Origin of the sequence: Paractinoplanes pyxinae (assembly GCF_026626335.1) — a bacterium.
GTDB classification, from domain to species: Bacteria; Actinomycetota; Actinomycetes; order Mycobacteriales; family Micromonosporaceae; genus Actinoplanes; species Actinoplanes pyxinae.
Genome location: NZ_JAPNTZ010000014.1, coordinates 243,342 through 268,130 on the forward strand (window position 1 = coordinate 243,342; position 24,789 = coordinate 268,130).

Annotated in this window: 30 protein-coding genes; 16 read left to right on the forward strand and 14 right to left on the reverse strand. The window is 70.2% G+C overall.

The window, feature by feature from the left end:
* Window positions 1–79: 79 nt before the first annotated feature.
* Window positions 80–1,072, forward strand: coding sequence for a glycosyl hydrolase (locus OWR29_RS35100; protein WP_267567778.1), 993 nt, complete (start codon window positions 80–82; stop codon window positions 1,070–1,072).
* Between the two features lie 64 nt (window positions 1,073–1,136).
* Here OWR29_RS35100 and OWR29_RS35105 read toward each other — a convergent pair whose 3' ends face one another.
* The 3 genes from OWR29_RS35105 to OWR29_RS35115 form a co-directional block, all read right to left on the reverse strand.
* Complete coding sequence (locus OWR29_RS35105; RefSeq protein WP_267567779.1) at window positions 1,137–2,084, reverse strand: alpha/beta hydrolase; 948 nt, start codon at window positions 2,082–2,084, stop codon at window positions 1,137–1,139.
* Complete coding sequence (locus tag OWR29_RS35110) at window positions 2,084–2,389, reverse strand: putative quinol monooxygenase (RefSeq protein ID WP_267567780.1); 306 nt, start codon at window positions 2,387–2,389, stop codon at window positions 2,084–2,086. The genes OWR29_RS35105 and OWR29_RS35110 overlap by 1 nt, the downstream gene beginning before the upstream one ends.
* A gap of 298 nt (window positions 2,390–2,687) precedes the next feature.
* Entirely contained in the window at window positions 2,688–4,328 is a 1,641-nt protein-coding gene (locus OWR29_RS35115; RefSeq protein WP_267567781.1) for an FAD-binding protein, read from the reverse strand.
* Between the two features lie 24 nt (window positions 4,329–4,352).
* Between OWR29_RS35115 and OWR29_RS35120 the strand changes: the two genes are divergently transcribed.
* Both OWR29_RS35120 and OWR29_RS35125 read left to right on the forward strand, forming a co-directional pair.
* Complete coding sequence (locus OWR29_RS35120) at window positions 4,353–4,928, forward strand: TetR/AcrR family transcriptional regulator (protein ID WP_267567782.1); 576 nt, start codon at window positions 4,353–4,355, stop codon at window positions 4,926–4,928.
* A gap of 44 nt (window positions 4,929–4,972) precedes the next feature.
* A complete protein-coding gene (locus OWR29_RS35125; RefSeq protein ID WP_267567783.1) occupies window positions 4,973–5,617 on the forward strand; it encodes a hypothetical protein in 645 nt (214 codons plus the stop codon).
* 287 nt (window positions 5,618–5,904) lie between these two features.
* Here the strand turns inward: OWR29_RS35125 and OWR29_RS35130 are convergent, their stop codons facing one another.
* Window positions 5,905–6,750, reverse strand: a complete 846-nt coding sequence (locus OWR29_RS35130; RefSeq protein ID WP_267567784.1) for an ABC transporter permease — start codon at window positions 6,748–6,750, stop codon at window positions 5,905–5,907.
* Complete coding sequence (locus tag OWR29_RS35135; protein WP_267567785.1) at window positions 6,747–7,715, reverse strand: ATP-binding cassette domain-containing protein; 969 nt, start codon at window positions 7,713–7,715, stop codon at window positions 6,747–6,749. The genes OWR29_RS35130 and OWR29_RS35135 overlap by 4 nt, the downstream gene beginning before the upstream one ends.
* Window positions 7,716–7,820: 105 nt before the next feature.
* On the opposite strand from OWR29_RS35135, the gene OWR29_RS35140 reads away from it, so the two are divergent.
* Window positions 7,821–8,606, forward strand: a complete 786-nt coding sequence (locus OWR29_RS35140; protein ID WP_267567786.1) for a cyclase family protein — start codon at window positions 7,821–7,823, stop codon at window positions 8,604–8,606.
* Window positions 8,607–8,691: 85 nt separating this feature from the next.
* Window positions 8,692–8,946, forward strand: a complete 255-nt coding sequence (locus OWR29_RS35145; RefSeq protein WP_221373887.1) for a hypothetical protein — start codon at window positions 8,692–8,694, stop codon at window positions 8,944–8,946.
* Here OWR29_RS35145 and OWR29_RS35150 read toward each other — a convergent pair.
* On the reverse strand, window positions 8,943–10,100 hold the full coding sequence (locus tag OWR29_RS35150) for an alkaline phosphatase PhoX (protein WP_267567787.1): 1,158 nt from the start codon (window positions 10,098–10,100) through the stop codon (window positions 8,943–8,945). The genes OWR29_RS35145 and OWR29_RS35150 overlap by 4 nt on opposite strands.
* A gap of 84 nt (window positions 10,101–10,184) precedes the next feature.
* A complete protein-coding gene (locus OWR29_RS35155; RefSeq protein ID WP_267567788.1) occupies window positions 10,185–10,673 on the reverse strand; it encodes a septum formation initiator in 489 nt (162 codons plus the stop codon).
* Between the two features lie 103 nt (window positions 10,674–10,776).
* Between OWR29_RS35155 and OWR29_RS35160 the strand changes: the two genes are divergently transcribed.
* The 4 genes from OWR29_RS35160 (at window position 10,777) to OWR29_RS35175 (ending at window position 14,355) form a co-directional block, all read left to right on the forward strand.
* Window positions 10,777–11,454, forward strand: coding sequence for a response regulator transcription factor (locus OWR29_RS35160; RefSeq protein WP_267567789.1), 678 nt, complete (start codon window positions 10,777–10,779; stop codon window positions 11,452–11,454).
* Window positions 11,451–12,719: a HAMP domain-containing sensor histidine kinase gene (locus tag OWR29_RS35165; RefSeq protein ID WP_267567790.1), complete on the forward strand. Its 1,269-nt coding sequence runs from the start codon at window positions 11,451–11,453 to the stop codon at window positions 12,717–12,719. The genes OWR29_RS35160 and OWR29_RS35165 overlap by 4 nt, the downstream gene beginning before the upstream one ends.
* Window positions 12,720–12,806: 87 nt before the next feature.
* The gene (locus OWR29_RS35170; RefSeq protein ID WP_267567791.1) at window positions 12,807–13,511 is read left to right on the forward strand and encodes a PepSY domain-containing protein; all 705 of its coding nucleotides are present in this window, start codon (window positions 12,807–12,809) and stop codon (window positions 13,509–13,511) included.
* 199 nt (window positions 13,512–13,710) lie between these two features.
* Window positions 13,711–14,355, forward strand: coding sequence for a biliverdin-producing heme oxygenase (locus OWR29_RS35175; protein WP_267567792.1), 645 nt, complete (start codon window positions 13,711–13,713; stop codon window positions 14,353–14,355).
* Window positions 14,356–14,431: 76 nt separating this feature from the next.
* Here OWR29_RS35175 and OWR29_RS35180 read toward each other — a convergent pair whose 3' ends face one another.
* The 3 genes from OWR29_RS35180 to OWR29_RS35190 are packed head-to-tail and all read right to left on the reverse strand — an operon-like array spanning window position 14,432 to window position 16,109.
* A complete protein-coding gene (locus OWR29_RS35180; protein ID WP_267567793.1) occupies window positions 14,432–15,223 on the reverse strand; it encodes a WXG100 family type VII secretion target in 792 nt (263 codons plus the stop codon).
* Entirely contained in the window at window positions 15,220–15,531 is a 312-nt protein-coding gene (locus OWR29_RS35185) for a hypothetical protein (RefSeq protein ID WP_267567794.1), read from the reverse strand. The genes OWR29_RS35180 and OWR29_RS35185 overlap by 4 nt, the downstream gene beginning before the upstream one ends.
* A 2-nt stretch (window positions 15,532–15,533) precedes the next feature.
* Complete coding sequence (locus OWR29_RS35190; RefSeq protein WP_267567795.1) at window positions 15,534–16,109, reverse strand: hypothetical protein; 576 nt, start codon at window positions 16,107–16,109, stop codon at window positions 15,534–15,536.
* A gap of 14 nt (window positions 16,110–16,123) precedes the next feature.
* Here OWR29_RS35190 and OWR29_RS35195 point away from each other — a divergent pair, with 14 nt between their 5' ends.
* Together OWR29_RS35195 and OWR29_RS35200 are read left to right on the forward strand one after the other, a co-directional pair.
* Window positions 16,124–16,534: a YbaB/EbfC family nucleoid-associated protein gene (locus OWR29_RS35195; RefSeq protein WP_267567796.1), complete on the forward strand. Its 411-nt coding sequence runs from the start codon at window positions 16,124–16,126 to the stop codon at window positions 16,532–16,534.
* Window positions 16,535–16,568: 34 nt separating this feature from the next.
* Window positions 16,569–17,591: an alanine racemase gene (locus OWR29_RS35200; protein ID WP_267567797.1), complete on the forward strand. Its 1,023-nt coding sequence runs from the start codon at window positions 16,569–16,571 to the stop codon at window positions 17,589–17,591.
* On the opposite strand, the gene OWR29_RS35205 is transcribed toward OWR29_RS35200, so the two are convergent.
* Window positions 17,472–18,329 carry a helix-turn-helix transcriptional regulator gene (locus OWR29_RS35205; RefSeq protein ID WP_267567798.1) on the reverse strand — a complete coding sequence of 286 codons (858 nt, stop codon included), beginning with the start codon at window positions 18,327–18,329 and terminating at the stop codon, window positions 17,472–17,474. The two genes, OWR29_RS35200 and OWR29_RS35205, sit on opposite strands and share 120 nt — an antisense overlap.
* 94 nt (window positions 18,330–18,423) lie before the next feature.
* Here OWR29_RS35205 and OWR29_RS35210 point away from each other — a divergent pair, with 94 nt between their 5' ends.
* The 3 genes from OWR29_RS35210 to OWR29_RS35220 are packed head-to-tail and all read left to right on the forward strand — an operon-like array spanning window position 18,424 to window position 21,261.
* Complete coding sequence (locus tag OWR29_RS35210) at window positions 18,424–19,257, forward strand: SDR family oxidoreductase (RefSeq protein ID WP_267567799.1); 834 nt, start codon at window positions 18,424–18,426, stop codon at window positions 19,255–19,257.
* 9 nt (window positions 19,258–19,266) lie between these two features.
* Window positions 19,267–19,989 (forward strand): GNAT family N-acetyltransferase, encoded by a 723-nt coding sequence (locus OWR29_RS35215; protein WP_267567800.1) that lies wholly within the window; start codon window positions 19,267–19,269, stop codon window positions 19,987–19,989.
* 9 nt (window positions 19,990–19,998) lie between these two features.
* Window positions 19,999–21,261, forward strand: coding sequence for an alpha/beta fold hydrolase (locus tag OWR29_RS35220; RefSeq protein ID WP_267567801.1), 1,263 nt, complete (start codon window positions 19,999–20,001; stop codon window positions 21,259–21,261).
* Here the strand turns inward: OWR29_RS35220 and OWR29_RS35225 are convergent.
* Together OWR29_RS35225 and OWR29_RS35230 are read right to left on the reverse strand one after the other, a co-directional pair.
* A complete protein-coding gene (locus OWR29_RS35225) occupies window positions 21,258–21,590 on the reverse strand; it encodes a winged helix-turn-helix domain-containing protein (RefSeq protein ID WP_267567802.1) in 333 nt (110 codons plus the stop codon). The genes OWR29_RS35220 and OWR29_RS35225 overlap by 4 nt on opposite strands.
* Window positions 21,591–21,990: 400 nt before the next feature.
* The gene (locus OWR29_RS35230) at window positions 21,991–22,470 is read right to left on the reverse strand and encodes a hypothetical protein (RefSeq protein WP_267567803.1); all 480 of its coding nucleotides are present in this window, start codon (window positions 22,468–22,470) and stop codon (window positions 21,991–21,993) included.
* A gap of 98 nt (window positions 22,471–22,568) precedes the next feature.
* On the opposite strand from OWR29_RS35230, the gene OWR29_RS35235 reads away from it, so the two are divergent.
* A complete protein-coding gene (locus OWR29_RS35235; RefSeq protein ID WP_267567804.1) occupies window positions 22,569–23,654 on the forward strand; it encodes an aldo/keto reductase in 1,086 nt (361 codons plus the stop codon).
* Window positions 23,651–24,238, forward strand: coding sequence for a TetR/AcrR family transcriptional regulator (locus OWR29_RS35240; RefSeq protein WP_267567805.1), 588 nt, complete (start codon window positions 23,651–23,653; stop codon window positions 24,236–24,238). Before OWR29_RS35235 ends, OWR29_RS35240 begins: the two co-directional genes overlap by 4 nt.
* On the opposite strand, the gene def is transcribed toward OWR29_RS35240, so the two are convergent.
* Complete coding sequence (gene def / locus OWR29_RS35245) at window positions 24,235–24,768, reverse strand: peptide deformylase (protein WP_267567806.1); 534 nt, start codon at window positions 24,766–24,768, stop codon at window positions 24,235–24,237. The genes OWR29_RS35240 and def overlap by 4 nt on opposite strands.
* Window positions 24,769–24,789: the final 21 nt, after the last annotated feature.

A 24,789-nucleotide genomic window follows, 5' to 3' on the forward strand; every position in this document is an offset into this window, starting at 1 on the left:
CTGGCCAGTAAAGGGGCGCGAGCATTCGTGCCCGCCCCGGCAGTCAGTTTCCGTCCCCCAACGGAGAGGAAATCCCTCGATGAAGATCCCCCGTCCCGCCTGGGTCGCCGGCGCCGCCGTGGTGCTGCTCGGCGCGGGCATCGTCCACGCCACCAGCGCCTCGGCGTTCGCGGCGACTCCCCGGTCCACCGTCATCAACTACCTGAAGTCGATCAGCGGCACGTCGGTGGTTTCGGGGCAGCACAACAAGGAACCGGCCAGCGCTCCCGGCGCATATACCCAGCAGGTGTTCGACGTGACCGGGCAGTGGCCAGGGCTGTGGGGCGGCGACATGATGTTCCGCTCCGACGACATCAACAACCGGCAGCGAGTGGTCGATCAGGCCAAGACGGAATGGCGCAACGGGTCGCTGGTCGCGTTGACCTGGCACGCCTGCTCGCCGACGGTCGGGCGCACGTGTGAATTTGACGGTGGCGTCAAGACCCGCATCTCGGACGCTCAGTTCCAGCAGGTGGTCACCGGCGGCACCGCGCTCAACCAGACGTGGCGCAGCCGGATGGCCGAAGTGGTGCCCTACCTGCGGCAGCTCAAGGACGCCGGCGTGCCGGTGCTGTGGCGGCCGTTCCACGAGATGAACGAGACCTGGAACTGGTGGGGCGGCCGGCCCGGCGCCAACGGCGGGGCGAAGATCTTCCAGCAGATGAAGGACTACTTCGACAGCCAGGGCCTGACCAACCTCATCTGGGTGTGGAACGTGCAGGACAACCCGGCCGGTGGCTGGTCGTCGTACTACCCGGGCAGCAACTATGTCGACGTCGTCTCGCTCGACGCCTGGTACAAGGCGTACCCGTCCAGCGCCGACTACCAGCAGATGCAGTCGATCGCCGCGGGCAAGCCGATCGCGATCGCCGAGATGGGCAAGGTGCCCAACAGCGCCCTGCTGACGAGTCAGACCCGATGGGCGTACTTCATGTTGTGGTCCGAGCAATTGCGCGGCAGCAACTCGAACGCAGAGATCCAGGCCGCGTACTTCCACCCCCGGGTGCTCAACCAGGGCGAGGTTCGCTTCTAGCACCAACAGCGGCGCGGCACCGACGGTCCGGTTCTTTCGAACCGGGCCGTCGGCACCGTTGCAGTCACTCTTTCGCCAGGCGTCGGGCGAGCCATTCCGTACGGGTCTCGCGGGCCGCCTCCGAGAGGGGAGCAGCCGGGAACAGCGCATCGAAGCCGTGGAAGCCGCCGGCCCAGATGTGCAGATCAGCGTGGCCGCCGACGGACCAGATGCGGAACGCGTACGTCACCACCTCGTCCCGGAAGACTTCGGCCGACCCGGCGTCGATGTAGGCGGGCGGCAGACCGCTCAGGTCGGTGGCGATGGCGGGGGAGATGTACGCGGGCACGACGTCGCCGGTCAGCCCGGCCAGCACGGACTGCCAGCCGAACGCGTTCATCTCACGGGTCCAGACGCCGGGCTCGCCCGAGAACTGGCGGCTCGATGTGGTGGCGTTGCGGTAGTCGAGCATCGGGCCGATCAGCACCTGCGCGGCGATGGCCGGGCCGCTGCGGTCGCGGGCCATCAGGGTGACGCCGGCGGCCAGGCCACCGCCTGCGCTGGCGCCGGCCACGACGATGCGCGACGGGTCGATGCCGAGCTCGTCCGCGTGCGCCGATATCCACAGCAGACCCTGGTAGCAGTCCTCGATGAGCGTCGCCCCGTTGGCCTCGGGCGCAAGGCGGTAGTCCACTGAGATGACGACGGTATCCAGATGGTCAAGCCATTCGAGTGGGATGTCGATCTGCGAGTAGCGGTTGCCCATAACCATTCCGCCGCCGTGGATCCAGTAGACGCACGGTGCGGTGGTGGCGCTGGGCGGGCTGAGGATCGTCAGGGGAATCTCGGCGCCGTCGGCGGTGGGGATGGTGACTTCCCGCCGGGTGACGGCGCGGCCCTCGAGGATCGATTCGATCGGACCCGCCGCGTACGGACGTATCTGCTCGAGGGTTTCTCGGTCGAGCAGCGGGAACTGCGGCATGCCGGCGAGGAGCGCGCTCAGTTCAGGGTCGAGTTCGGGTCGCTTCGGCATCAGAACGCCGCCTTGCCGCCGACGGGCACCTCGTCGGAGTAGCCGGACTCGCCGGTCAGCAACGCCTGAAGCTCGGCGACGAACGCCTGGGCGGGCTCGCTGCCGAAGAACGCGCCGTGCGCCTCGCGGCTCGTCCACCCCTCGGTCACGTGGACGACGTCGGGGTTACCGGCCGAGCGGCCGACGAGAAAGACGACGCAGTCCGGGTGGGGCAGGGAGGGCGCCTCGAGCAGCAGCTTGACGACCTCGTCGCCGCGCCCGGGCTGCGCGGTCATGGTGGCGTGGAATCCGTGGTTGACGGTCATTCGCGGTGGCCTCCTTCAAGACCACTCGATCGAATCACTCTGACCAGGGCGAACGAGAGAACGATCCTGCCGGATGCTTGCCCGATCCTCTCAACCCACCGCTTCGCTCAGCGTCTGCGGCTTCTCCCGGCTGTTGTCCATTCGCTCAGTTGTCTGCAGCTTCGCTCAGCTGTTGTCCGTTTGCTCAATGGTGTGCAGCTTCGCTCAACTGGTCGTCGGGTTCGGTCGACGGGTTGCAGCTCCGCCCACGCGTTGTCCGTTCGTCTTGTCGATGGGCGGTTGTGCGGTCCCGGGGTGCTCAGGCGGCCAGCCGGCCGGCGGCGTGGTTGGCCGCGGCGTACCCGAAGGTCAGGCCCTGGCCGATGGTGGCGCCCGGGCCCGGGTAGACCCGGCCGAAGGCGTTGCCCGCCGCGTTGCCGGTCGCGTACAGGCCCTCGATGACGCTGCCGTCGGCGCGCAGGGCCCGGCCCAGCCCGTCGGCGCGGATGCCGCCGCACGTGCCGAGATCGCCCGGCACCACCTTCACCGCGTAGAACGGGCCCTGGTCGATCGGTCCCAGGCAAGGGTTCGGCTTGATGGTCGGGTCGCCGTAGTAGCGGTCGTACGCGCTGTCGCCCCGGTGGAAGTCGTCGTCGCGGCCCGCAGCGGCCTGCACGTTGAAGCGCTCGACGGTGGCCGGCAGCTCGGTGAGCCCGAGCTGCTTCGCCAGATCGGCCAGGCTGCCGGCCTTGGCGGCGATCCCGGCGTCGTACCAGGCGGCGGGCAGCGGCTGACGCGGGAAGATGCCACCGCCGAAGACGTAGCGGTTGCGGTAGCGCTGATCGAACACCATCCACACCGGAAGCTGCTGCTGGATCAGGATCTGACCCGCGGTCATGTAGTTGACAGCTTCGTTCATGAAACGACGGCCCTGCTGGTTGACGATGATCTGGCCGGGCAGAGACCGTTCGGCCAGCAGTGGCGCGGGCATCGGGCCGGGCGCGGGCACGGCCGGGAACCACCACGCCTCGTTCATGAACGCCAGGTCGGCGCCGGCCGCCTGCGCGATCGGCAAGATGTCGCCGGTGTTCTCCGGGTTGCCCAGCGACCACTCGGTGTCGAGCTGCTCCGACTGGTGCTCATGGCGCAGCGCCCGGTTGCGGTCGAAGCCGCCGGCCGACAGCAGAACGCCGCGCGATGCACGTACGGTCAATTCCTGGCCGTTCTTGTTCACGACGACACCGGTGACACGGCCATCTTCGATCACAAGGTGTTTGAGTGGCGTCTCGAACCAGACAGGAATGCGCGCCGCGCGCACACCGGCGAACAACCCGGCGGCCAACGCGCTGCCGCCGGCCGCGTACTCGCGACGAACGGCCAGCCCGCCGAGTCCGAGACCGAGCAGACGCGCGCCGGTGACGATGCCGCGCGGGTGGCGAGCGACGAGGTTCAGCCACTTGTACGTACGACCAGAGACGGGCATCGGGAACGGCGCGGCCAGTGCCGGTGGGCGCAAACGCGCACGGTCGGCGCCCAACCGGCGTACGTCGAAGGGCTTGGGCTCCATCGCCCGGCCGGTCGCCGAGCCGCCGGGCAGCTCGGGGAAGTAGTCGGCGTAGCCCTGCATCCACTGGAACTTCAGCGGGGTGCGGCGCCGGAGCACGTCGACCGCCGCCGGGCCGTGACGCAAATGGGTGCCCCAGCGTGACTCCGGGGTTTCGCCCGCGGTCACATTGCGCAGATATTCGCCGGCGCGCTCGGTGTCGTCGGACACGCCCGCCTCGCGCAGCAGCGCGTTGCCCGGCACCCAGAAGCCGCCGCCGGACAGCGCGGTCGAACCGCCGAAGTACCGCGACTTCTCCACGATCAGAACAGACAGCCCAGCTTCGGCCGCGGCCAGCGCAGCCAGCATGCCAGTGCCGGAACCCACCACCACGAAGTCGAAGCTCAGATCATCCATGCTGTGACGGTAAGCTCACGTTTCATGAAAGGCAACACCCTGATGCCATTGGACGAGACGACCCGGCGTACGCGGGGCTTGCAGCGCGGTCCCCGCAGCGTGCAGGTGGTCGAGAGCGTGCGGGCGGCCACCCTCTCCGAGATGGCGCGGGCCGGCTACGCGGGCATGACCATCGACGGCGTGGCCAAGGCGGCCGGCGTCAACCGCACGACGATCTACCGGCGCTGGCCGTCGAAAGCCGCGCTTCTGGCCGCAGTGGTCGAACCCTTGCTCGAGACGTACGAGTCCGACCCGGCGACCGGCTCGGTGCGCGGCGACCTGTTGGCGTTGCTGCTCATGGTGCGCGACAACGCCGCACGGCCCGAGGGTCGCGCGATGATCGAAGCTGTCCGTTCCGGCGCCGGCGAACTGGGCGACCTGCTGACGACAGTGACCGTGCGGGCGCTGGCTCCCTTCCGGCGGGCCTTGGCCGGCCTGCCCGACGCCGACGTGGTCGCTCATCTGGCGTTCTACGGCGTGGTCATGTGGGACCAGACGCACGACGGGCCGCCCACCGACGACGATTGCGCGCACCTGGCGGACATCCTGTTGCGTTCCTGACTGTCGCCTTGTGAGCGAGTCGCTCACAATCGCACGCTGACCGCATGACCGACGATTCGCGCATCGAACGTTCGGCGAACGTTCCGCAGACCGAAGCCGCGGCTGATCCGGACAACCTGCGGACGGCGTATGAGCAGCTCTGCTCGAGCTATCGCGCGATCGACGACTTTCGCGCGAAGCTGCTCGGATTCCTGCCGTTGGTGACCGACGGCGGCCTGATCCTGTTGACCGGGCGCTCGGCCGACATGCGCGAGGAGTTCTTCCGGCCGGTCGGGCTGTTCGGCCTCGCCGTCACGGCCGGGCTTCTGGCCTACGAGATGTTCGGCATCCGCAAGTGTCACGCGCTCGTCCGGGCCGGCCAGGATCTTGAGTGTGCTCTCGGCCTACCGGTGGCCGGCGATCCGGACCACCATGGCGCGGGACAGTTCCTACGCCGACCGCAAAGCCTGCTCGGGGTCGTCAACGAGCCGTTCGCCGCGGCCACCATCTATCCCGCTGTGCTGGCCGCCTGGACTTACCTTGCCCTGTACCGCGTCCCCGGTGGCCTCGCCGCCCGCGTGAGCGGCACGCTCTTCGTCGCCGGCTTCGTTCTCATCCTGGTCTACGACCAACTGCTCAAGCACGACGTGATCGACGAATGGGCGCGCCAATTCAAGAACTGGCGCAAGCGGCTCCTGGCGTCGCTGTGACAGCCGGGCGCGCCGATTCATGATCGGCGCAAGCGGCGTCTGTGACTGCTGGGCGCGCCGACTCGAGAGACGGCGCACGCTGACTCTGGCGTCGCTGCGACCGCTGGGCGTGTCGATTCGTGATTGGCGCAAGCGGCTTCTGGCGTCGCAATGACCGCTAGGCGTGCCGATTCGAAAGACGGCGGGAGCTGCGTCTGGCGTCGCTGTGACCGTGCACGCAGCCGGCCGCCGTGGTCGCCGGTGGCGTCCCCCTGCGCCGCCGGAGCGCAGGGGGAGCAGGGGTGCGACTACTTGCGGTTGTAGAGGCGCATGGTCAGGGTGCCGAAGATCAGGACGAGGGCGGCGCTGGCGATGAAGGTCCACATGATCTCGGCCATGTCGGGGGAGCCGGCCATGATGGAGCGGATCGCGGACACCAGGTGGCTGATCGGGTTGACCTTCACGAAGGCCTGCAGCCAGCCGGGCATGGTGCTGGGGTCGACGAAGACGTTGCTGAGGAACGTCAGCGGGAACAGCACGAGCATGCTGACGCCCATCACCGACTTCTCGGAGCGCAGGAACAGGCCGAACATCGTCCAGATCCACGAGAACGCGAACGAGAAGACGACCAGCAGGGCCATGCCGCCGATCACCCCGACGAAGCCGCCCTCGGGGCGGAAGCCGAGGATCAGGCCGACGACCATGATGGTGGTTGCGGCCAGGATGTAGCGCAGCACGTCGCCGAAGATCATGCCGACCAGGGCCGCGGGCCGCCACACGGGCAGCGTGCGGAAGCGGTCGAACACGCCCTTCTCGATGTCGGTGTTGAGGCCGACGCCGGTGTACATCGTGATCATGACGACGCTGGTGACCATGATGCCGGGCAGGAAGAACTGCAGGTATTCGCCCGTCGAGCCGGCCAGCGCGCCGCCGAACAGGTACGTGAACATCAGCGTCATGATGATCGGGAACGCGGTCACGTCGAACAACTGCTCGGGCACGTGCTTGATCTTCAGGATGGCCCGCCAGCCGAAGGTCAGCGAGGCCGTCCACGCGCTCGGGCGTCTCGGGCGCTCGGCCCGGGTGAGCACGGCACTCAGCGTCTCGCTCGACGGGGCGTACGAAGCAACAGATTCCGCGGTGTCGGTGGTCATGCCGGAACCCCCGGACGGTCGGTCAGGGCCAGGAACACCTCGTCGAGCGAGGGCTGGCCGAGCGAGAAGTCGTCGACCACGATGCCGGCCTCGGCCAGCCGGGCCAGAGCCTGCGACGCCAGTTCGGCCGCGCCGCGGTCGGAGCCGCCCGCCTCGGCCCGCGCGGTGAGCGCCACCGGGTCGGAACCCTGCTGCACGCTCGTGCCCAGCACGGCCGCAAGCACCCTTTCCGCCGAAGGGCGCTGGGCGGCATCGCGCAGTCGTACGTGGATGGTGCCCGCGCCGATCGAGGACTTCAGCTCGCCCGGCGTGCCCTCGGCGATCACCTTGCCGTGGTCGATCACCGCGATGCGGCCGGCCAACTGGTCCGCCTCGTCCAGATATTGCGTCGTCAGCAGCACCGTGGTGCCGGCCGCGACGACGATGCGGACGATGTCCCACACCTGGTTGCGGCTGCGCGGGTCGAGGCCCGTGGTGGGCTCGTCGAGGAAGAGCAGGTCGGGCGTGTTGAGGATGCTGGCCGCGATGTCGATGCGCCGGCGCATGCCGCCCGAGTATTTCTTGACCTGCCGGCCCGCCGCCTCGGTGAGGCCGAACGCGGCCAGCAGCTGGGCCGCCCGATCGCGCGCCTGGGGTTTGGAATGGCCGAGCAGCCGGGCCAGCAGCACCAGATTCTCGCTGCCGGTGAGGTCTTCGTCGACCGACGCGTACTGCCCGGTCAGGCTCACCCGGCTGCGCACGGCGTCGGCCTGGCGGACGACGTCGTGCCCGAACACCTGGGCCGTGCCGCCGTCGGGGCGCAGCAGCGTGGCGAGCATGCGGACCACAGTGGTCTTGCCGGCGCCGTTGGGGCCGAGCAATCCGTAGACCGTGCCGGGCGGGACCGTCAGGTCGACCCCGGCGACGGCGGTGTTGTCTCCGAATCTCTTGATCAGACCGGCGGTCTCGATGGCCGGTGCGGTCATGGCTTGTCCCTCCGTTGGGCTTGGGCCACATCTTCGCGGGAGGGTATGACAATTTCCTGAGCTTCAGGGCCCCCGGAAGGGTGACGGCAGGACTACATTGCGACCATGTGCGTCGACAAAGTCACTCGTCGTTCACTGGTCCTCGGCGCGGCGGCCACCACCGCCGCGGTGGCACTGCCCGCTCCCGCGCAGGCGAGCGCCCGGAAATCCGGCCTGCAGGATCTGACCCACGTGGTGTCGCCCGCGTTTCCCGCCTTCGAACCGGGTGAGGAGCCGTCCCGTCGCACGGCCACGTCCATCCCGGCCGACGGCTACTACATGCAGGAATGGACGATCCTCGAGCATTTCGGCACGCACGTGGACGCCCCGGCCCACTTCACGGCCGGTGGGCGTACGTCGGAAGAACTGTCGCTGGCCGAGCTGATCAGTCCGGCCGTGGTGATCGACATTGCCCGGCGGGCCGCCCGCGATCCGGACACCGTCGTCACCGTGGCCGATCTGACCGCGTACGAAAGAAAGCACGACCGCATCCCGCGGAACGCCGCCGTTCTGATGCACAGCGGCTGGGCGGCCAAGGCCGAGGACGTCGACGCCTACCGCGGCACCGACGCCGAGGGCGGCCTGCACTTCCCGGGCTTCAGCGCCGAGGCCTGCGAGTGGCTGATCACCAAACGCCGCATCCGCTGCCTGGGCGTCGACACGTTGAGCATCGACCCGGGCGTCTCGACCGGCTTCGAGACCCACCTGGCGCTGACCGGCGCCGACCGGTACGGGATCGAGAATCTGGCCCACCTCGACCGCATCCCGCCTCACGGCGCCACCCTGACCGTGGGCGTGATCCCGTATCAGGACGGCTCGGGCGGACAGGCCCGGGTGTTCAGCAGTTGGTAGAAAGTGAAGAACCTTCGAACCGAATGACATCTGGCCGACGTACAGTGCGAGCGGAAGCACTTGTGCTTTCGACAAGGAGGTCGGGATGAGCACCGAGGACAAGCGCAGGGAGTTCGACGACATCGTCGCCCGCCTGACCACGGATTACCCCGCGCTGAGCCGCGCACCCTGGCCCCGGTGGCCCCGCCCGGTGCTGATCACCGTGCTGGTCACCGCGGGCGTCGTCTGGGGCCTGCTCTCGGTGGCCATGGTCGCCTGGGGTCTGCGCGGCGTCGCGCTGACCGCGGCGGTCGTGACAACCGCCGCGGTAGCCGCAGTCATGGACGCGAGAAAGTCTTAACGGAACGGTCCCGTCACGCAATACGTGATGCCGCCGGAGGACGCTCCGGAGGTGCCGCGCTGTGACGAGAAGTAGAGCCGGTTGCCGGCCGGCGTGAAGGCCGGCCCGGTGATCTCCGATGACCCCTGCCCGGTGACCCGCAGGAAGACCGAGATCTTGTCGTCCGGCGTGATCAGGCAGATGTCCATGCTCCCGCCGTCCTCGGCCACGTAGAGGTCGCCCGACGCCGTGCCGGTCACGTTGTCGACCCCGGTCAGGGGCGCCGTGCCCGGGCTCACCAGGTTGTCGTCGTAGGCCAGCTCGTACGTGCTGGTCGCGAGGTTGACCTGCCAGACCCGGTTGTCGCCCTTGGTGGTGAACCAGACCGTGTTGTCCGCGTAGTGGCAGCCCTCGCCACCGTTGAACGACTTCGCGCCGGACACCTGGTTGCGGGTCGCGGTGGGCGAGCCGTCCGGGTCGGGCACATCGGCCCACGTGAACGAGCCCGAGGTGGCACTTCCGGCCCGCATCACCTGCAAGGTGCCGGCCGAAAGGTTGCCCCAGGTGGCCGGGATGAACCGGTAGAACTTGCCGTTGGTCTCGTCCTCGGTGAGATAGATGACCTGGCGTACGGGATCGGCCGCGGCCGCCTCGTGCTTGAACCGCCCCATGGCCGGCCGCACCACGGCCGAGCCGCCCAGCGGGTAGGTCTCCCACACCCGTCCCGTGCTGGTCTCCTCGCACGACAGCCAGGTGTTCCACGGCGTCTTGCCGCCCGCGCAGTTCTGGTTGGTGCCGCTCAGGATGCGCGACGCCCCGGTGACCTGGCCGCTGGCGTTGAAGACGAGCCGCGACGCGCCGCCGCCGGCCGACGACGACACCTCGGAGTTCGACACGTACACCCAGCCGGTGCCGTTGGGGATGACCGCGCCGCCGTCGGGGGCGTCGTGCCAGACGTACGACGTGCCGGGCACTGTCTGCCGCGAGCGGGCGACGACCTGGCTGGTGAAGCCGGCCGGCAGCTGAATGCCGTTGGCGTCGGCCGCACGCAGTGCTCCGTAGGGCCCGGTCGCGTTCTGCGCCGGTGCCGCGTACGCCGCAGGCCAGGCCGTGAACGGCAGGGCCAGCCCACCGGCTCCGGCCACGGTGGCGCGCAGCAGGGTACGACGATCCATGAATCCTCCTCGAGGGTCGCTCCCGGGAAGAATGTCGGCCGTCGCTGGCCGCCGCGTTAACGCCGCGCTACCTATTGACAACCGTCAATCATCATCGCCGCCGCCGTGCCGCTCGTCCTGCCGGGGCACGCCGTTGACGCACGAGAACTCGAGTTCGACCCGGCCGCCCGAGCCCTCGAAGCGGACCTTGACGTCGTCGTCCGGCCCCCGGTCGTAATCGTGCACCTGGTAGCCGGGGGCGGGGGACCAGCTGTCGAGATACGCCTGGTCGCCAGGCTCGCAGTGCACGGTCACGGTGCCGCCCGCGCTGCGGAAGACGGCGCGAGACGGTCGCGACGAAGCCGGCGCGGAGGACGGCGGCGGCGCGACGGAAGTAGGGGGTGCAGTACTGACGGCGGGGGCCGCCGCCAGCCGCTGGGCCACCTCTTCCTCCGTGACCACCCCGCCCTGCGTGCCGGTGAGGCTGTCGCTGACCAGGCGGATCCCGCCCAGCCCGGCCAGCGTGGCGACCAGGGCGGCGGCCAGCCACCCGGCGGCGACGGTGACGGGGCGAGGCGGTTTCACGGCTGGCATGGCCCGAACTATGCCGTACGCGGGCCTAAGGTTCTCTCGTCCCGACGCTAAGGGATGGTAAAGATCGCGGGCGGTGACGAGGGGGCCGACTACCCTCGGGCCAATGGCCCGGCTGCTGTTGATCGAGGATGACGCGACCATCCGTACGCCCCTGATGCGGGCGTTGAAGGAGCGCGGTCACGCCGTCGCCTCCGTCGCGACCGCCATGGAGGGCGTCCAGGCCGCGCTGACCGACCGGCCCGACCTGGTCGTTCTCGACCTCGGGCTGCCCGACCTGGACGGCCGCGAGGTGCTGCGGATGCTGAGGGCGGTCAGCCCGGTGCCGGTGATCGTGGCGACGGCGCGTGACGACGAGACCGAGATCGTGCGCGTGCTCGACGCGGGCGCCGACGACTACGTGGTCAAGCCGTTCACGGCGGCCCAGCTCGAGTCGCGGATCCGGGCGGTGTTGCGGCGCGGCGCGACTCCTCAGGCCGACCCGACCATCACGGTGGGTGAGCTCGTGATCGATCCGGCCGGGCGGCAGGTGCGGCTGGCCGGCGAGAACGTGGAGCTCACTCCGCGTGAGTTCGACCTGCTTCACCATCTGGCCACCCGGGCCGGGCAGGTGGTTACCAAGCGTGAGCTGCTGACCGAGGTGTGGCAGATTCCGTACGGCGGGGCCGACAAGACGGTCGACGTGCATCTGTCGTGGCTGCGCCGGAAGTTGGGGGAGAGCGCGACCGAGCCGAAATATCTGCACACCGTGCGTGGCGTGGGCGTGCGGCTGGGCGCGCCGTGAGGAGCCGGCTGACCCTGCTCGTGCTGGCCACCACGAGCCTCATGATGATCGCCTTCCTGGTGCCATTGGCCCTGCTCGTGCGGCAGGTGGCACAGGACAGGGCGACCGTGCGGGCGACGGCCGACATCCAGAGCATCGTCACGCAGGTCGGCTCGGCGGATCCGGCCGACCTGCGACTCACGGTGGATCAGCTGGTAGCGACGACCGGCCGTCCGATCACCGTCTTCCTGCCGGGTGAGACCTTGGGTACTGCTTCTTCCCGTACGCCGGCCGTGCAGCTGGCCGCGCTCGGGCAGAGCCTGACCGTCGAGTCGGGCAGCGGGCGCGAGATCGTCGTCGCTGTTCAGGGCCGCGCCGATGGGCCGGCGGTGATCCGTACGGTGGTCTCGCCCGCCGAGGCCGGGGCCGGAGTCACTCGCTCCTGGGTGATCTTGTTCGGGCTGGGCGCGCTGCTGGTCGCGCTGGGCGTCCTGGTGGCCGACCGATTGGCCCGTACGATCGTCCGTCCCATCACCGATCTTTCGGACGTGTCACACCGGCTGGCCAACGCCGAACTGACCGCCCGCGCCGCGCCGGAAGGCCCCCAGGAGGTACGGGAGGTGGCGGGCGCCCTGAACCATCTCGCCGGCCGCATCCAGGAGTTGCTGCGTGCCGAACGGGAACAGGTGGCCGACCTTTCGCACCGGCTGCGCACGCCGTTGACCGCCCTTCGGCTCGAGGCGGAGGGCCTTCGGGACCAGGACGAAAGTGCGCGGTTGAGCGCGGCCGCCGATGCTTTGGAACGTGCGGTCAGCGGACTGATCCAACAGGCCCGCCGCCGTACGGACGGGGACGCCGAGCCCGCGCAGTGCGACGCGGCCGCGGTGGTGGCCGACCGGGCGGCGTTCTGGGAGGTGCTGGCCGAGGACACCGGCCGCGAGCTGACCGTCGGCCTCGTGCCGGGGCCGCAGCCCGTTGCGGTGTCGGCCGACGAGCTGGCGGCGGCGATCGACGCGCTGCTCGGCAACGTCTTCGCCCACACCCCTGACGAAACCCCGTTTTCCGTACGTCTGGAGGAGGCGGCGAGCGGGGCGGTGCTCACGATCGCCGACCGCGGGCCGGGCATGCCGGCCGGCCTGATCAAGCGGGGTGTCAGCGGGGGCGACTCGACCGGGCTGGGCCTCGACATCGCCCGCCGGGCCGCCCAGGCGTCGGGCGGCCACCTCGAGATCACCACCGCCGCGGAGGGCGGCTCGGTCGTCACGATGAAGCTCGGACGGCCTTAACCGGGCCTTAGCGATCATGCAGCGCGCCGCTATCCAAGAAAGCGGGAGTCTTCCGGTGTCAGCACGAAACAACCGGGAGGAAACACCATGAAGCGCACGTACGCCGTCGCCGCCGCCCTCGGAGCCGCCGCGGTCATCGGGATCACCGGCACGGCCCTCGCCGCCGGCGGCGACGACAGCTCGACCCCATCGTCGTCGCCGAGCGTCCGCGCCGACGGCAGCGTCGACGACAACTCGACCCCGTCGCCGTTCCGGACGACCGAACCCGGTTCGGTCACGCCGAGCTCGTCGAGCAGTAGCAGCTCGGCCACCGCGACCCCGCGGAGCAGCAGCTCGGCCACGTCGGGCCTGGGCAGTGCCGCGAGCAGCGCGGCGGTCACCATCTCGGCCGAGCAGGCGCGGGCCAAGGCGCTGGCCACGGTCGGCGGCGGCCGGGTGACCAAGGTCGAGGCCGAGACCGAGCACGGCCGGGCCATCTGGGAGGTCGAGGTCTCCTTCAACGGCGTCGAACACGACCTGGACATCGACCGCAAGACCGGCGCCGTCACCGACCACGACCGCGACAGCGACGACCGTGGTCGCGCAAGCGACGACAACCGCAAGGGCGACGACAGCCGTGGTCGCGGAAGCGACGACAACCGCAAGGGCGACGACAACAGCGGCCGCGGAAGCGACGATTCGCGCGGCGATGACCACGGCCGGCACGGCGGCGACGACAACGGTCGCCACGGGGGCGGCGACGACCACGGCCGGCACGGCGGCGACGACGACCGCCACGGCGACGACGACTGACTATCAGCGCGCAGGGGCGGCCGACGACTGACCACTAACGCGCAGGGGCGGACGATAACTGACCATCAGCGCGATGGGGCGGCCGATTCCGGCCGCCCCATCGGCGTACGGACGGAAATGTCAAGCCCCTCATGATCTTGCTTTGCCGGTGCGGTTCAGGTGAGGCTTACCTAAGACGTCGTCCGAAGGGTTGTGGGTCATGAGCGATTTCGCCGTCCGGATCCGCCGCGCGACCATGGTCGAGCACCGGCAAGCAGAAACGCGCAGTTTTATTGCGCGTTTGATGAGCGGTGATGTCCCCTTCGACGGGTACGCCGTCCTGACCGCGCAATACCTGCACATCTATCGCGAGCTGGAGGCGGCAAGCGCGTCCATGCGGTCGGATGTCGTCGCGGCCGGCTTCGCCGATCCGGTGCTGGCCCGGGTGCCCTCGCTCGAGGCCGACGTCGCCCACCTCGGCTCGGCGGCGGTCGAACCGCTGGACGCCACGAAGCGCTACGTCGAACGCCTGCGCGAGCACTGCCACACGTCGGCGGCGCACTTCATCGCCCACCACTACGTCCGCTATCTGGGCGATCTCAGCGGCGGCCAGATGGTCGGCCAGTCCGTCGCCCGTACGTACGGTCTGAGCGCCGAAGGCGTGTCGTTCTACACGTTCGACGGGATCCCGGACGCCAAGGCCTACAAGACGGCCTACCGCGAGCGCCTCGACCTGCTGCCGTCCGTGCTCGCGCCGGCCGCCCTCGACGCCCTGCTCGCCGAGTCGCAGCTCGCCTTCCGCCTGAACGCCGCCCTCTTCGTCGAGATGGGCGACCTGCACCCCGCCGAACCCGCCGCCGCCTAGAACAGGACCGGCTCAGACCGGGGCCGCCTGGAAGAGCACTAGGGCGAGCCTGCCCAGCGCGGACGAGAGATTCGGCCTAGAAGACCTGCGGCAGCTTCCAGGTCGCGTCGGCGCCGGTCACCTTGTCGATCGTCGGGCCCAGCGTCGGCTGCACGATGGCCTTCTTGATCACCCAGTTGGTCGCCAGCAGCTGGTACCCCTCTTTGGTCGCGTACCGGGCGCCGACCCAGTTCTTGGCGCCCACGCTGCGCATCTTGGTCAGCTTGTACGCCTTGGCGAACTCGCTCATCTTCTTGAGGAACGCGGCCACCTTGCGCAGCAGGTTGGCCAGCTTCATGCCGACCGTCGCCGCCCGCGTGCCGGCCACGGCCGCCTCGATGCCGCCGGCCGCGGCGCCCGCCGCCAGCGAGGCCCCGGCCGTGATGAACGACGAGGCCAGCGCCACGATGATGGTCACGATCAGCCAGGCGATCAGCTCGCGGACGATCTGCTCGACCAGGTCTTGAGCCTGGGCGGCGGCCTCGGCCGAGCCGTCCAGCAGTTCGGCGGTGACCCGGAAGTGCTCGGCGATCTCGGCGAACGACTGGTTGACCTCGGTCAGCTCCTGGTTGAAGGCGGCCGCCGCGTCACCCTCCCAGTAGGACAGCAGGTCCGTACGCGCGGCCAGTTCCGCCTCGGCATGCTGCTCGAGCTGGGCGGCGGCCGAACGCCACGCCTCGGCCTTGGCCCGGAGTTGGTCGGGGTCGCCGGTCACCGCGTCGAGCGGGTCGGACAGGAACGCGACGATCGGCTTGATCACCGAGTACGCCTCGCCGGCCGGGCCCAGCCACTGCTCGATGCGGTCGGCCCCGCTGGGCGCCCGGGTCACTCGCCCGCCCCGAGACGTCCGGCGGCGGCCTGGTCGGTGCGCTCGTAGTCCTCGCGCAGCTCACGGAACGCGTCGCTCAGGTCGGAGAAGGCGTCGGCCCCGTTGCGCAACGTCTCGAGGCCGTCGGTGGTGCGTTGCTCGTACACCTGGGCGCAGTCGCGCGAATCGGGGAGCAGGCCGAAACTGTCCTCGGTGACGTCGGCGTCGACCAGGAACTTGCGGGTGGACTCGAGGGACGCGCTCAGGTCGTCCATCGCGGCGGCATACCTGGACAGAGAGTCCAGATAGACCTGTACGGGCTGTCCCACGCTCAGTCCCCCCTCGGCGCTCCGATCGCCTCGACCACCGCCTCGGCCAGGCTGGGCGGCGAGCAGACCAGCATGCAGCCCGACCCGTCGCGGAAGCCCGCCAGCAGCCGGCCGCGGCGCAGAGCACCCGCCGGGGCCGAGACGGCACCCAGGATAGCGACCTTGTCCACCTCGTACGCCGGACGGGCGACCTGGTCGGACGGTCCGAACCACTTCCCGAGCCCGCTCGCCGCGCGGGGCACCACGTCGATCTCCACGATCAGCAGGCGCCGATCGGTCACCGCCACCTTGGGCGACGTCACCCGGCCGATCGCCGCGTGCAGCCGCGGCCCGTTCGCATCGGGCGGACCGATCACCGCGCGCCCCCACACCGCCTGCTGCACCGCGTTGCCCGGGAAGGTGCCGAGTCCCACTAGGATGGTCGGGTCCAGCAGGTCGATCAGCTCGTCGCGCGCCGAGACGTCCTCGGTCGTGCCGGGGTCCTGCACCAGCGGCGAGGCCGCGAGCAGCCGTTCGCCCTCGTGCAGCAGGCCGTCGAACGCGGACGCGACGTTTGTGGTGTAGTCCTTCACCGCCATCGCACCAGGATGGCATGTCCCTTCCGGAGCCTTCGATGCCGCCGTTCCGCGATTTCCAAGACCTTGCGGCGTACGCCCAGGAGCAGCTCGACCGGGTCGGCCGGATGCAGGCCGACATGGCCGCCGCGGCCGGTGAGGGCGTCTCGCCGCAACGTTATGCGCGCGCCCGCACGGGCCCTGGCGGCAAGCTCCTCGAGCTGCGCCTCGACCCGGACGCCCAGTCGCTGTCCCTGGCCGAGCTCACCGACGAGGTGGTGGCCGCCGTCAACGCCGCCCAGGCCGACTACGCCACCCAGACCGACGCCATCATGGCCCCGCTGCTGGAGTCCCGCCCCACCGGCGACACGATCGACGACGGCCTCCGCCGGCTCGACGCCCTCACCGACGACCTCGACCGCCTGATGCGCCGCCCCGACCTCCGCTGAGTCAACACGCCCTCCGGGCTGCGATCATGGGCACGTGGAGACCCCTTACGCAGCCGTCGACGTTGATGTGCTGGACCGCAATATCCGGAAGATGGAGGCTGGCGCCGGCGAGCGTGGGCTGGCGCTGCGGCCGCACGCCAAGACGCACAAGACCATCGAGGTCGGGCGGCGGCAGATCGAGGCGGGCGCGGTCGGGCTGACCGTGGCGACCGTGCGCGAAGCCGAGATCTTTGCGGACGGCGGCATCGAGGACCTCTTCATCGCGTACCCGATCTGGCCCTCGCCCGAGCGGGCCCGTCGCCTGCGCGCGCTGGCCGAGCGGGTTGCCCTTCGCGTGGGCGTGGACTCCGTCGAGAGCGCGGAAGCCCTGGCCCGGGCCGTCGGCCCGCTCGATGTGCTGGTCGAGATCGACAGCGGGCACCACCGCAGCGGCGTGCAGCCGGCCGACGCGAAGGTGCTCGCCGGCGCCGCCACGAAGGCCGGTCACCGCGTACGGGGAATCTTCACGTTCCCCGGTCACGGCTATGGGCCGGAGCTGCGCAAACAGGCGGCTCTGGACGAGGCGCGCGCTATGGCGGTCGCCGACGCCGACGCGGAGGTGCGCAGCGGAGGGTCCACGCCGACCGCGGCGCTGGAGGATGCCGGGCCGCTGACCGAGATCCGGCCCGGTGTGTACGTCTTCAACGACGCGCAACAGGTCGAACTGGGCACGTGCGGCTTCGAGGATGTCGCCCTGACCGTGGCGGCCACGGTCGTCAGCCGTACGGGAAATCGCGCGATCGTCGATGCCGGCAGCAAGATTCTCGGGGCCGATCGGTTGGCCTGGGCGACCGGTTTCGGCCGCCTGCCTGACGTGCCGGAGGCGCGTATCGTCGCCCTGTCCGAGCACCATGCGACCATCGAGTTCCCGGACGCCGTGCCCGCCCGCGGCGACGTCCTACGCGTGGCCCCGAACCACGTCTGCACCACCGTCAACCTGGTCGACCGGCTCGTCGTCGTCCGCGAGGGCGGCCAGGTCGACGAGTGGGTCGTGGCCGCCCGCGGCGCCAACACCTGAGTGGTACAGCACCAGCTGCAGCCCTTCGGCGCCGACGACGGCCAGCTTCTCGCGGCGTAAGTGCAGGTCGCCGAGGCGGGGATGGCGGATGAGGGCGGTCTCGCTGCCACCCCGGCGGACGTCGTGGCGCTCCCACAACGTACGAAATAATTCGCTCTCGGACAGCTCGGCGATCAGCTCGCGGAAGCGCGGGTCGGCCGTGTCGGTTCCGATGTCGGCGCGCAGTTGGGCCACGACGCTCGCCGCGTTGTCGTCCAGGTCGGGGTGGTACGCGTGGGCGAGCGGGTCGGTGAACGCGGCGACCAGCCGATTCACGCCCGGCGCCATCAGCGGGGACAGCGCCACGGCGAGCCGGTTGGCGGCCAGCACGTCACGGTAGCGGTTGACCACGAAGCCGGGCACGTTCAGCGTCCCCAGCAGCAGCTCGATGCCCTCGGGCACGTGGTCGGCCGGGGGCGCAGGCTTGCGGCGCGGCTGCGACAGCGCCAGCAGGTGAGCCGTGCCCGCGTCGCCGAGCCGCAGCACGCGACCCAGGGCCTCGACCACGGGCACCGACGGCGTGCTGTCGCGGCCCTGTTCGAGCCGCAGGTAGTACTCGGCGCTGATGCCCGCGAGCAGCGCCACCTCCTCGCGTCGCAGCCCGGGCACGCGCCGGAAGCCGTGGCCGGGCAGGCCGACGTCCGCGGGCTGCACGAGCCGGCGGCGGGCCCGCAGGAAGTCGCCGAGTTCGGTTCGCACGAACCCAAGGTAGCCCCGCTGCTACCAGGAACAGCTCTGTCTGCCACCGCGGTCCCGAGGCGCGGACATTAGGTGGCGGAACGAGGAGGCAGAAATGGCAACGTGGTTCATCACCGGTGTGAACAGCGGTTTCGGGCGGCAGATGACCGAGCAGCTGCTCGAGCGCGGCGATCGGGTGGCCGGCACCGTGCGTAAGGAGGGCTCGGTCGACGATCTTCAGGCGAAGTACGGCGACCAGTTCTGGGTGGCACACCTCGACGTGCGTGACATTTCCCGCGTACGCGTGGTGGTCGATCAGGCGTGGGCCGAGCTCGGCCGGGTCGACGTGGTGGTCAGCAACGCCGGGTACGGGCTGTTCGGCGCGGCCGAGGAGCTGACCGACGAGCAGGTGCGGGCGCAGCTCGACACGAATCTGCTCGGTTCGATCGCGGTGGTGCGCGCGGCCCTGCCGCATCTGCGGGCTCAGGGCGGCGGGCGGCTGATCCAGATCTCGACGTACGGGGGACAGGCCACGAACCCGGGCGCCTCGCTCTACAACGCCGGCAAGTGGGGCATCGAGGGCTTCATGGAAAGCGTGGCCAAGGAAGTGGCGCCGTTCGGCATCGGCGTGACGATCGTCGAGCCCGGCGGCGCGCGCACCGAATTCCGCTTCGACAGCCTGCAGCTGGCTGCGCCACTTCCCGCGTACGACGGAACTCCGGCCGCCATGGTCCGGGGCGCGAAGGACCGCGGGCACCCGTCGCTGGGTGACCCGGCCCGGATGGCGGCGAGCATCATCGCGAGCGCCGACCAGCAGCCGGCCCCGCTGCGCCTGGTGCTCGGCAGCGACGCGTACAAGTTCGTCACCACCGCCCTGCGGGAACGGCTGGCCCAGATCGAGCCGCAGCAGTTGGCGGCCGCCGCCACGGACTGGTCCGGCCCGCAGTAATTTGTTCGGGTGACCACGCCGTACCGCTCCGAGATCCGCCTCCCGCTCGACGACCCCGCTGCCCAGCGGGACGTGATCGCCCTCGGCTACCGCCGCGAGGGCATAGCGCGCGGGGCGGGTCCCAAGGGCGAGGACATGGTGCAGTACGCGCGGCTGGACGACGACCCGGAAGGGCCGGCGCCGCGCGTGCTGCCCGACCTGCCGGGCGGCGAGCTCACCGACGGCGTGATCCGGGTGCGCCCGCTGCGGGCGGAAGACCTGGACGGCTGGTACGAGCTGCGCAGCCTGCCCGAGGTGGTGGCGACGTCGGTGCCGCCGGTGGCGCCGCCCCGGGCCGAGATCGAGCAGATGTTCGCGTACGCGGAAGGTCGTTGGCTGGCCGGTGAGGTGGCCGCCATGGGCATCATCGACGCCCGGAGCGGCTCGTTCGCGGGTCAGATCGCGCTGTACTACTTCCAGCCGCACCACCGCGAGGGCATGCTGGGATACGGCGTGCTGCCGGCGTTCCGCGGGCGGGGCTACGCGCGGCGGGCGGTCGAGCTGGTCACGCGGTGGGCGTTCAACGAGGCGCGGCTGCAGCGCGTGGTGGCGGGCACCGCGGTCGACAACATCGGCTCGCAGAAGACGCTGCAGGCGGCCGGATTCGAGGTCGAGGCCCGGCAGATCAACATGCTGCCCGCTCCGGGCGGCGGCCGCATCGACAGCGTGCTTTATGTCAGACGCCGCCTCTAGGGTGAAGCCATGATTGCTCACCCGGGCCTGCGCTTCGCCGACCACACCGTGTCCGTGCCGCTCGACCATCGTGATCCCGGTGGCGAGACGATCGAGGTGTTCGCCCGCGAGGTCGTGGCGGCCGACAAGCAGGTCGACGATCTGCCGTGGCTGGTGTTCCTGCAGGGCGGCCCGGGCGGCAGTTCGCCGCGGCCGTTGCGGGCCGAGGGGTGGATCGCCCGGGCTGTGAAGTCGCACCGGGTGCTGCTGCTCGACCAGCGTGGCACCGGTCGCAGCACGCCACTCACCGCGCGTGCCGCCGATGGCCGTTCCGCCAAAGAACTTGCCGATTACGTACGCCTGTTCCGCGCCGACAGCATCGTGGCCGACGCCGAGATCCTGCGGGCGCGCCTCGCCGGGGGCGCGCCGTGGGATTCGCTGGGCCAGAGCTACGGCGGGTTCGTCACCATGACGTACCTGTCGCAGGCGCCTTCGGGTCTGCGGCGGTGCTATGTCACCGGCGGTCTGCCCGGGCTCACGGCCTCGGCCGACGAGGTGTACGCGCGCACGTATCCGCGGGTGGCCGACAAGAACGCCTCGTACTACCGGCAGTTCCCCGATGACGTGGCCGCTGTGCGCCACATCGCCGACCACCTGGCCGCGAACGACGTGCGGCTGCCCGACGGCGACCGGCTCACCGTCGAGCGGTTCCGGTTCCTGGGCAGCGCCTTCGGCATGAGCTACGGCTACGCCCACCTGCACTGGATCCTCGACGAGGCCTGGCACGGCGACCAGCTGTCGGCGACCTTCCTGTACGAGGTGATGGCCCTGACCGCCTTCGTCGACAAGCCGCTGTACGCCCTGCAGGAGTACTGCTACGGCCTGCCCGGCGGCGGGGCGACCGGCTGGGCCGCCGAGCGGGCGATGGCCCAGCGGCCCGAGTTCGCCGCCGGCGCCGACCCGCTGCTGTTCACCGGCGAGATGATGTACCCCTGGATGTTCTCGCAGATCGCCGCCCTCCGGCCGTTCGCCGAGGCGGCCGAACTGCTGGCTTCGGCCGACGACTGGCCGGCGCTGTACGACCTCGACCGGCTGGCGGCCAACGAGGTGCCGGTGGTGGCCGCGGTCTACGCCGACGACATGTACGTCGACATGGGGCTCTCGCTCGAGACGGCGGCCGCGGTCGGCAACGTCCGCACGTGGATCACCAACGAGTACGAGCACGACGGCCTGCGCACCGGCGGCGAGGCCGTGGTGGGCCGGCTGATGGACATGGCCGCCGGCCTGGCCTAGGTCTGCGTCCGCGCCGGGCCGGGCAGGACGGCCAGGCCCGAGCGGGCGACGATCTCTTGCAGGGCGGCCACGTGCCCGGCGAACGCTTGCCGGCCGTGGTCGCTCAGCCGCACCGACGTGCGCGGGCGCTTGCCGATGAAGGCCTTGCGGATCTCGATGTAGCCGGCCTCTTCGAGCGTGGTCAACTGCTTGGACAGCGCCGAGTCGGTGAGCCCGACCTGATCACGCAGGTACTTGAACTCGGCCCACTCCGAGGCCGTCAGCAGGCTGACGATAGACAGCCGAGTCGGCGCATGGATCAACTCATCAAACCGCGGCGCGATCGTCATCGAGTGCCGCCCAGGGTGCGCCGGCGCGGTGGGTGCTCGGTCCTCAGCGGCTGCTTGCTCAGCGCGTGCTCGGCCGCCAACGGTTGCTTGCCTGATGGCCGTCGTTCGACCGTGATTGGGCGCTCGGCCGCAAGTGGCTGCTTGCTTGGTACCCGTTCGGCCGTCAGTGGCCGTTTGCTTGGTAGGGACTCGGCTGTCGCTGGGTGCTCGGTTGTGAGCGTTTGCTTGTTTGGTGGGCGTTTGGCCGTCGGTAAGCGCTCGGTTGTGAGCGGCTGCTTGCTTGGCGGGCGTTCGGCTGTCGTTGGGCGCCCGGTCTTGAGCGGTTGGTTGTTTGGTGGGCGTTCGGCCGTCGGTAAGTGCTCGGTTGTGAGCGTTTGCTTGCTTGGTGGGCGCTCGGCGGTCACTGGGCACCGCCCAGCGGGCGCGTCAGCATCACGCGGCGCAGGTAGGACATGAGCGCCGGGCCGCCGGAAGCCAGGCCGGCCGCCACCGGCACGCAGGCGAGCGTGGCCGGGGCGGGCACACCCAGCGTCTCGAGCGCGAAGCCGAGCCCGATACCCACCGCGACCAGCACGAGCGTGAACGCGGCGATGGCCAGCCCGCCGCGAGCCCCGATCAGGTTGTTGCGCACCTGCACCCGTGACCGTCGGACCATGGCGACGATCAGGGTGCCGAGCCCGAGCACATAAACGACGGTTCCGGCCGCGACCAGCCATGGGCGCGCACTTTCGACGGCGGCCACGAACAACAGCATGAGCACGCCGATCGTGGGCCAGAACCAGCCGGGCACCAGATTGGCCCCGACGACCTGCTCGCGGCGGGACCGGACCTCGGCCAGGGCCAGTTCGGCGTCGATCGCCGGTATGCGCGGTGTCTCCATGTCGTCCAGCCTGGCACGTACTTTCCTATCGGGCAATTACTTTCCTCTACGCCGGTTTGGACTGGCCGGTCCAATTTGCGGCGAGCACAGTTGCCGGCATGAACCACTACTACCTTCTGGGCCGGTCCGGGCTGCGGGTCAGCCGCCTCGCCCTGGGCACCATGAACTTCGGCACCGGCGGATGGCATGCGGCGTACGGGAAAACGCCCGAGGAAGCGGAGCCGATCTTCCGCCGGTACGTGGAGTCGGGCGGGAACCTCATCGACACCGCCGACTTCTACACCGCGGGCGAGAGCGAGCGCATCCTCGGCCGCCTGATCGCGAAAGCCGGCAACCGTGAACGCCTGGTGCTGACCAGCAAGTACACCAACTCGGTGGACCCGAGCGACCCCAACGCCAGCGGCAACGGGCGCAAGCACATGATCCGCGCCGTGGAGGCCTCGCTGGCCCGGCTCGGCACCGACTACCTCGACCTCTACCTGCTGCACACGTGGGACCGGATCACCCCGGTCGAGGAGGTCGTGCGCACCTTCGACGACCTCGTCCGCGCCGGCAAGATCCGCTATGCCGGGCTGTCCGACGTTCCCGCCTGGTACGCGGCTCGCGCACAAAGCTACGCCGACGCGCATGCGTTGACACCAATGGTCACTTTGCAGCTGCCTTACGGTCTGACAATGCGCGATGTTGAACATGAGTACGCACCGATGGCGCAGTCGCTCGGCATCGGCCTGACCGCCTGGAGCCCGCTCGGCGGCGGCCTGCTCACCGGAAAGTACAAGCGCACAAACCGCGGCCTGGCCGGCGAGGGCCGCCTCGGCGACGCCGCCGCGAAGATCGACGACCGTACGTGGGAAATTGTCGAAGCTCTCGAAGAAGTGGCCGACGGCCTGGGGCGGCCGATGGCTCAGGTCGCGCTCAACTGGGTCGTCACGCAGCCCGGCGTCGCCTCCGCGGTGGCCGGTGCGAGCAGCGAGAAGCAGCTGGCGGGCAACCTGGCCGCCCTCGATTTCGAGATCCCGGCCGACGCCCGCCGGCGCCTCGACGAGGCCAGCGCGCCGCTCACCCCGCAGCTGTACTCGATGTTCACCCCCGGCTACCAGGCCATGGTGGTCAGCCCCGGCCTGAGCATCGGCGACAAGCCCGCCGGCTACGCGCCCCCGGTCCTCAACGGCGCGCCGGCGTGACGCTCACCCGCAAAGGCGAATTGACGCGTACGCGCATCGTGCTCGGCGCCTCGGCCGAGATCCTGGAGTCCGGCGTCGAAGAGGTGCGCCTCGAGGACATCATGGCCCGCACCGCCACCAGCAAGAGCCAGCTGTTCCACTACTTCCCGGGCGGCCGCGAGGAGCTGGTGCTCGCGGTCACCCGGCACGAGACCGAGCAGGCGCTGGCCGCCCAAACCGCGGCGCTGCAGAGCTTCGCCTCCTGGGACGACTGGCAGCACTGGCGCGACGACATGGTCGCCTGGTACCACGGCCGCGGCTTGCGCTGCCCGCTGCTGGGCCTGCTCAGCGCCGACGCCGGCCGACGCATGCCCGAGGCGCAGGCCGTCATGACCGAGTTCATGACGGCCTGGCAGGCGGTGCTGACCGAGGGCCTGCGCCGCCTGCAGGCCACCGGCCGCATCGCCGCCGACACCGACGTCGAGTCCGCCGCGGCGGCGCTGCTGGCCGGCATCCAAGGCGGCATCCTCCTGATGATCACGACGAAGCGGATCGACCACCTGGAAGCCGCCATCGACCAGGCCGCAGCCGCCCTGCGTGCTTAGTGCGGGCTGATCTGCACCCGTGCGTCGGCCCAGTCGGCTTCGCGCAGGGTGGCCAGGATTCGCTCCTGGCCTTCGGCGTCCTGGCGGTCGATGAACAGCACCCCGTCGAGGTGGTCGGTTTCGTGCTGGATGCAGCGGGCCAGCAGCCCCGCGCCGACGATCTGCACCGGGTCGCCGTGCTTGGTCAAGCCCCGCGCGACCACGTTCATGCGGCGCTTGGTGTCCAGATAGATGCCGGGGATCGACAAGCAACCCTCCGGGCCGTACTGGTCCTCGTCGTCGGGGAACTCGAGGCCCGGGTTGATCAGGTGGTCGAGCCGGACGTCGTTGCCGGGCAGGTCCGGGTTGATCGCGAACACCCGCAGACCGACACCGATCTGCGGCGCGGCCAGCCCGGCCCCGCGCGACTCGGCCAGCGTCTCGTTCAGGTCGTCGACCAGCTTGTGCAGCTCGGCGTCGAACACGGTGACCGGCTCGGCGACCTGGCGCAGCACCGGGTCCCCGACCTTCCGGATGGCAATGACGGTCATGTGGCACCTCCGCTGAACGAC

Coding starts and splice junctions, on each gene's coding strand:
- OWR29_RS35155 (WP_267567788.1), bottom strand. CDS start 10,673: ATGCCAGCCGTGAAACCGCCTCGCCCCGTCACCGTCGCCGCCGGGTGG.
- OWR29_RS35195 (WP_267567796.1), top strand. CDS start 16,124: ATGTCCCTTCCGGAGCCTTCGATGCCGCCGTTCCGCGATTTCCAAGAC.
- OWR29_RS35175 (WP_267567792.1), top strand. CDS start 13,711: ATGAGCGATTTCGCCGTCCGGATCCGCCGCGCGACCATGGTCGAGCAC.
- OWR29_RS35120 (WP_267567782.1), top strand. CDS start 4,353: ATGAAAGGCAACACCCTGATGCCATTGGACGAGACGACCCGGCGTACG.
- OWR29_RS35140 (WP_267567786.1), top strand. CDS start 7,821: ATGTGCGTCGACAAAGTCACTCGTCGTTCACTGGTCCTCGGCGCGGCG.
- OWR29_RS35235 (WP_267567804.1), top strand. CDS start 22,569: ATGAACCACTACTACCTTCTGGGCCGGTCCGGGCTGCGGGTCAGCCGC.
- OWR29_RS35115 (WP_267567781.1), bottom strand. CDS start 4,328: ATGGATGATCTGAGCTTCGACTTCGTGGTGGTGGGTTCCGGCACTGGC.
- OWR29_RS35145 (WP_221373887.1), top strand. CDS start 8,692: ATGAGCACCGAGGACAAGCGCAGGGAGTTCGACGACATCGTCGCCCGC.
- OWR29_RS35110 (WP_267567780.1), bottom strand. CDS start 2,389: ATGACCGTCAACCACGGATTCCACGCCACCATGACCGCGCAGCCCGGG.
- OWR29_RS35125 (WP_267567783.1), top strand. CDS start 4,973: ATGACCGACGATTCGCGCATCGAACGTTCGGCGAACGTTCCGCAGACC.
- OWR29_RS35100 (WP_267567778.1), top strand. CDS start 80: ATGAAGATCCCCCGTCCCGCCTGGGTCGCCGGCGCCGCCGTGGTGCTG.
- OWR29_RS35135 (WP_267567785.1), bottom strand. CDS start 7,715: ATGACCGCACCGGCCATCGAGACCGCCGGTCTGATCAAGAGATTCGGA.
- OWR29_RS35130 (WP_267567784.1), bottom strand. CDS start 6,750: ATGACCACCGACACCGCGGAATCTGTTGCTTCGTACGCCCCGTCGAGC.
- OWR29_RS35210 (WP_267567799.1), top strand. CDS start 18,424: ATGGCAACGTGGTTCATCACCGGTGTGAACAGCGGTTTCGGGCGGCAG.
- OWR29_RS35190 (WP_267567795.1), bottom strand. CDS start 16,109: ATGGCGGTGAAGGACTACACCACAAACGTCGCGTCCGCGTTCGACGGC.
- OWR29_RS35160 (WP_267567789.1), top strand. CDS start 10,777: ATGGCCCGGCTGCTGTTGATCGAGGATGACGCGACCATCCGTACGCCC.
- OWR29_RS35150 (WP_267567787.1), bottom strand. CDS start 10,100: ATGGATCGTCGTACCCTGCTGCGCGCCACCGTGGCCGGAGCCGGTGGG.
- OWR29_RS35225 (WP_267567802.1), bottom strand. CDS start 21,590: ATGACGATCGCGCCGCGGTTTGATGAGTTGATCCATGCGCCGACTCGG.
- OWR29_RS35105 (WP_267567779.1), bottom strand. CDS start 2,084: ATGCCGAAGCGACCCGAACTCGACCCTGAACTGAGCGCGCTCCTCGCC.
- OWR29_RS35220 (WP_267567801.1), top strand. CDS start 19,999: ATGATTGCTCACCCGGGCCTGCGCTTCGCCGACCACACCGTGTCCGTG.
- def (WP_267567806.1), bottom strand. CDS start 24,768: ATGACCGTCATTGCCATCCGGAAGGTCGGGGACCCGGTGCTGCGCCAG.
- OWR29_RS35170 (WP_267567791.1), top strand. CDS start 12,807: ATGAAGCGCACGTACGCCGTCGCCGCCGCCCTCGGAGCCGCCGCGGTC.
- OWR29_RS35230 (WP_267567803.1), bottom strand. CDS start 22,470: ATGGAGACACCGCGCATACCGGCGATCGACGCCGAACTGGCCCTGGCC.